The sequence below is a fragment of the Streptomyces sp. NPDC054841 genome (assembly GCF_053611045.1).
On the sequence record NZ_JBSGZO010000563.1, the window covers coordinates 1 to 5,071 of the forward strand.

Annotated in this window: 4 protein-coding genes; all 4 read right to left on the minus strand. The window is 70.7% G+C overall.

Annotated elements, in window-relative coordinates:
* Nucleotides 1-329: 329 nt before the first annotated feature.
* The 4 genes from ACWGI8_RS39205 to ispG all read right to left on the minus strand — a co-directional run bounded on the left by ACWGI8_RS39205 (nucleotide 330) and on the right by ispG (nucleotide 4,929).
* Nucleotides 330-2,024: a proline--tRNA ligase gene (locus ACWGI8_RS39205; RefSeq protein WP_453668220.1), complete on the minus strand. Its 1,695-nt coding sequence runs from the start codon at nucleotides 2,022-2,024 to the stop codon at nucleotides 330-332.
* A gap of 145 nt (nucleotides 2,025-2,169) precedes the next feature.
* A complete protein-coding gene (locus ACWGI8_RS39210) occupies nucleotides 2,170-2,709 on the minus strand; it encodes a GNAT family N-acetyltransferase (protein WP_453668221.1) in 540 nt (179 codons plus the stop codon).
* A 29-nt stretch (nucleotides 2,710-2,738) separates the two neighbouring features.
* Nucleotides 2,739-3,584, minus strand: coding sequence for a GNAT family N-acetyltransferase (locus ACWGI8_RS39215; protein ID WP_453668223.1), 846 nt, complete (start codon nucleotides 3,582-3,584; stop codon nucleotides 2,739-2,741).
* A 190-nt stretch (nucleotides 3,585-3,774) separates the two neighbouring features.
* A complete protein-coding gene (gene ispG / locus ACWGI8_RS39220; RefSeq protein ID WP_453668222.1) occupies nucleotides 3,775-4,929 on the minus strand; it encodes a flavodoxin-dependent (E)-4-hydroxy-3-methylbut-2-enyl-diphosphate synthase in 1,155 nt (384 codons plus the stop codon).
* Nucleotides 4,930-5,071: the final 142 nt, after the last annotated feature.

Here is a 5,071-nt window from a genome sequence, read left to right on the forward strand (position 1 = left end):
GGGCCGTGCAGGGTCGGCCCCGCCCCGAGCGGCGGAAGTACCGGGTAATCCCGCGGTATTCGGCGCCCCGCCGGTCCCGAGGAGCCGAGCCCGGAGGGGCCCCGCACCACCCCCACCGGCAGCAGCCACACCAAGCCCGTCCGGCGCTTGAGGACGGACACACCGGGTCACCCGCGGTACCGGCGCACCCCAAGCCCGTCCGGCGCTTGAGGACGGACACACCGGCCGCGCCCACGGCACCGGTCACACCGTCACCGCACCCCCGCCGAAGGCACACCGCACCACACCCACGGGGGCGACCGGCCCGAACCGGTCACCCCCGGCCGGGGTCAGGCCGTGACGCGGGCGATGGCCTCCTCGACCGTCAGTTCCTCGCGCTCGCCCGTCCGGCGGTCCTTCAGCTCCAGCACGCCCTCGGCCGAGCGACGCCCGGCCACCAGGATCTTCGGCACGCCGATCAGCTCCGCGTCCGTGAACTTCACGCCCGGGGAGACACCCGCACGGTCGTCCACCAGCACCCGCACCCCGGCCGCGCCCAGCTTCTCGGCGACGTCGAGCGCCAGCTCGGTCTGGAGCGCCTTGCCCGCCGCGACCACGTGCACGTCCGCCGGGGCGACCTCGCGCGGCCAGCACAGGCCCTGCTCGTCGGCGTGCTGCTCGGCGAGCGCCGCGACCGCGCGGGAGACGCCGATGCCGTACGAGCCCATGGTGACCCGCACCGGCTTGCCGTTCTGGCCCAGCACGTCGAGCTGGAAGGCGTCGGCGTACTTGCGGCCCAGCTGGAAGATGTGCCCGATCTCGATCGCGCGGTCGAGCTTCAGCCCGGTGCCGCAGGACGGGCACGGGTCGCCGTCCTCGACCACGACGACGTCGAGGTACTCGTCGACCTCGAAGTCACGGCCCGCGACCACATTGCGGGCGTGCGTGTCGGGCTTGTTCGCGCCGGTGATCCACGCGGTGCCCGGTGCCACCCGCGGGTCGGCGATGTAGCGGACCTTCTCCAGGCCCTGCGGCCCGACGTACCCGCGCACCAGGTCCGGGCGGCCCACGAAGTCCTCCGCGGTGACCAGCTCGACGGTCGCCGGCGCGAGGTGGTCGGTGAGCTTGCCGAGGTCGACCTCGCGGTCGCCCGGCACGCCGACCGCGACGATCTCGCCGTCGACCTTCACGAGGAGGTTCTTGAGCGTCGCGGAGGCCGGCACGCCCAGGTGCTCGGCGAGCGTCTCGATGGTCGGGGTGTCGGGGGTGTCCAGTTCCTCGACCGCCCCGTGCTCCGCGGTGACCGGCTCCAGCGCGAACGTGACCGCCTCGGTGTTCGCGGCGTAGTCGCAGGAGGGGCAGTACACGAAGGTGTCCTCGCCCGCAGCCGCAGGCGCGAGGAACTCCTCGGACGCCGAGCCGCCCATCGCACCGGAGACCGCGGACACGATCCGGTGCTCCAGGCCGAGCCGCTGGAAGATCTTGATGTACGCCTCGCGGTGCAGCCGGTACGACTCCGCCAGCCCCTCGTCCGAGGTGTCGAAGGAGTAGGAGTCCTTCATCTGGAACTCACGGCCGCGCAGGATGCCGGACCGCGGACGCGCCTCGTCGCGGTACTTCGTCTGGATCTGGTACAGGATGACCGGAAGGTCCTTGTACGAGGTGCACTGGTCCTTCACCAGCTGGGTGAAGATCTCCTCGTGCGTCGGGCCCAGCAGATAGTCCGCGCCCTTGCGGTCCTGGAGGCGGAACAGCTCGGCGCCGTACTCCTCCCAGCGCCCGGTCGCCTCGTACGGCTCCTTGGGCAGCAGGGCGGGAAGCAGCACCTCCTGGGCGCCGATGGCGTCCATCTCCTCGCGCACGACCCGGGCGACGTTCTCCAGGACCCGCATGCCGAGCGGCAGCCAGCTCCAGATGCCCGCGGCGTTGCGGCGGACGTAGCCCGCGCGGACGAGGAGCTTGTGGCTGAGCGTCTCGGCGTCCGCCGGGTCGTCGCGCAGTGTCTTGACCATCAGACGGGACATGCGCTGGACCTGGGCTGCCATGGGTTAACTCCTGCGTACAAGAAAGGGTGATGTGCAGGAGGTTAGCCGGGCGGTGCCAGCGGGCGGAAATCAGTTCACCGCACGCGGTGCCCGTATCGCCCGGGGGAAAGCCGCCGGCCCCCCGGCAGAGACCCGTGAGACCCGTTCATCCCCGCAGCAGCGGCAACGGCGCGCCCATCACCGCGTACGGCTTCGGCGCGCTCGGGAAGAGGACCCGGCGCGCCAGGTCCCGGTAGCCGAGGGTCCGGTACAGCCCGCGCGCCGGGCTCTCCACGTCGATCGCGGAGAGGATGGACCGGGGCTGGTCCACACCGTCCGTGATGGTGGTGATCAGGGTGCGGCCGATGCCGCGCCCCTGGTAGCCGGGGTGGACGTGCAGCTCGGTGATCACGAAGGAGTCGTCCAGCCAGTCGTCGGAGCCGTTGGTGCGCAGGTACGGCTCGACGACGGTGGACCACCAGTGGGTGCGGTCGTTGGGCATGCCGTAGACGAAGCCGACGAGGCGTCCCTCGGGGGTCGTCGCCCCGTACGCGTGGGCGCCGGGATAGAGCAGATGCCGGAGGACGATGTGGCGGCGTACGGCGATCTCGTCCTCGCTGAGTCCGAAGGCGAGGGCCTGCACGGCGAGGGCGTCGTCCACCCGTGCGGCGAGGTTGACCGGTCCGACCTCGACATCCTGTTCCATGCCGGGAACCCTACTTCGCCGTCAGCAGGTCAGAACAGCACGCTCATGAACGCACCGACCTCGCGGAATCCGACGCGTCGGTACGCCGCCCTGGCAACGGTGTTGTAGTCGTTGACGTACAGGCTGACGACGGGGGCGACGTCGGCGAGGGCGTAGCGGATGACGGCGGCCATGCCGGTCTCGGAGAGGCCGCGGCCGCGGAATTCGGGGGCGACCCAGACGCCCTGGACCTGGCAGGCCTGCGGGGTGGCCGCGCCGATCTCGGCCTTGAAGACGACCTTGCCGTCGTCGATGCGGGCGAAGGACCGGCCGGAGCCGACGAGCTCCGCGACGCGGGCCTGGTAGAGCAGTCCGCCGTCGCCGGCCATCGGCGAGACGCCGACCTCCTCGGTGAACATGGCCACGCACGCGGGCATGATCACACCCATCTCGTCCTTGCGGATGCGGCGTACGTAAGGGTCGGGTTCGATGTCCCGCGGCATCGACTCGGTGATCATGAGCGGCTGGTGGGCACGGACCTCGCGGGCGGGTCCCCAGCTGGGCTCCAGCAGCTGCCACAGCCGGGCGGTGGTCTCGGCCGGTCCGACGATCGAGGAGCAGCGGCGGCCGGTCCTGCGGGCGCGCTCGGCGAAGGCGCGGACGGCCTCGGGGGTGGCGCAGATGGGGACCAGGTTGGCGCCGGAGTAGCAGAGGGAGCGGAGCCGTCCCTCCGTGTACCAGCCCCACATCTCGCCGCCGAGACGCCAGGGGTCGAGACCGGCGACCTGGACGCGAGCGGCCACGAAGGCGTTGACGACGGGGTCGCTCTCCAGGACGGCGAGGGCGGCGCCGAGATCGGCGGGGTCGAGGACCCGGGTGGTGGTCTGCGTCAGCACGAGGGGGCCCTCCATCACTCCTTGCGGGCAACGACAGGTGCCGCTCGGTCGGCTAGCGTCGGCGCGTACATATGGCTGCATACGGCCTGCTGATCTCCGCACTTTACCTGGAGATGCCGAGCCGTACCGCTCACGCGAAACGACCGGGCCCCGGCTCCGGGGGCCCGGTCCTTTCGCTGTACGCGGGGAGTCAGCTGACGGAGACTTCCGGCTCGCCGGAGGCGATGCCGTCCTTCTCCATCTGCTCGGCGATCTTCAAGGCCTCTTCGATCAGGGTCTCGACGATCTTCGACTCGGGGACGGTCTTGATCACCTCGCCCTTGACGAAGATCTGCCCCTTGCCGTTGCCGGACGCGACACCCAGGTCCGCCTCACGGGCCTCACCCGGGCCGTTGACGACGCAGCCCATGACGGCGACGCGCAGCGGGACCTCCATGCCCTCGAGGCCCGCCGACACCTGGTCGGCCAGCTTGTAGACGTCGACCTGGGCGCGGCCGCAGGACGGGCAGGAGACGATCTCCAGGCGGCGCTGGCGCAGGTTCAGCGACTCCAGGATCTGGATGCCGACCTTGACCTCCTCGGCCGGCGGCGCGGACAGCGAGACGCGGATGGTGTCGCCGATGCCCTCGCTGAGCAGTGCGCCGAAGGCGACGGCGGACTTGATGGTGCCCTGGAAGGCCGGACCGGCCTCGGTCACACCGAGGTGCAGCGGGTAGTCGCACTGGGCGGCCAGCTGCCGGTAGGCGTTGACCATGACGACCGGGTCGTTGTGCTTGACCGAGATCTTGATGTCGTGGAAGTCGTGCTCCTCGAAGAGGGACGCCTCCCACAGCGCCGACTCGACGAGCGCCTCGGGGGTGGCCTTGCCGTACTTCTTCAGGAGCCGGGCGTCGAGGGAGCCCGCGTTGACGCCGATACGGATCGGGGTGCCCGCGTCCTTGGCGGCCCGGGCGATCTCCTTGACCTTGTCGTCGAACTGCTTGATGTTGCCGGGGTTGACGCGGACGGCCGCACAGCCGGCGTCGATGGCGGCGAACACGTACTTCGGCTGGAAGTGGATGTCCGCGATCACCGGGATCTGCGACTTCCTGGCGATGGTGGAGAGCGCGTCGGCGTCGTCCTGCGTGGGGCAGGCGACGCGCACGATCTGGCAGCCCGAAGCGGTCAGCTCGGCGATCTGCTGCAGCGTGGCACCGACGTCGGAGGTCCGCGTCGTCGTCATCGACTGCACCGACACGGGCGCGTCGCCGCCGACGGCGACCGAGCCGACCTGGATCTTGCGGCTGACCCTCCGGTCGGCGAGCTTGATCGGAACGGACGGCATACCGAGAGAAATCGCGGTCATCTGCTGTGCAACCCCAAGGTGTGGATCGAGGCCCCGAGAGGCGGGCTCCAGCCTTTGAGATTACGCCACGGGCCTGTGCCCCAGCACACCGCGGCGGCAAACCACCCATAGGGACGCGGCCGGACACCACACAGTGTCCGGC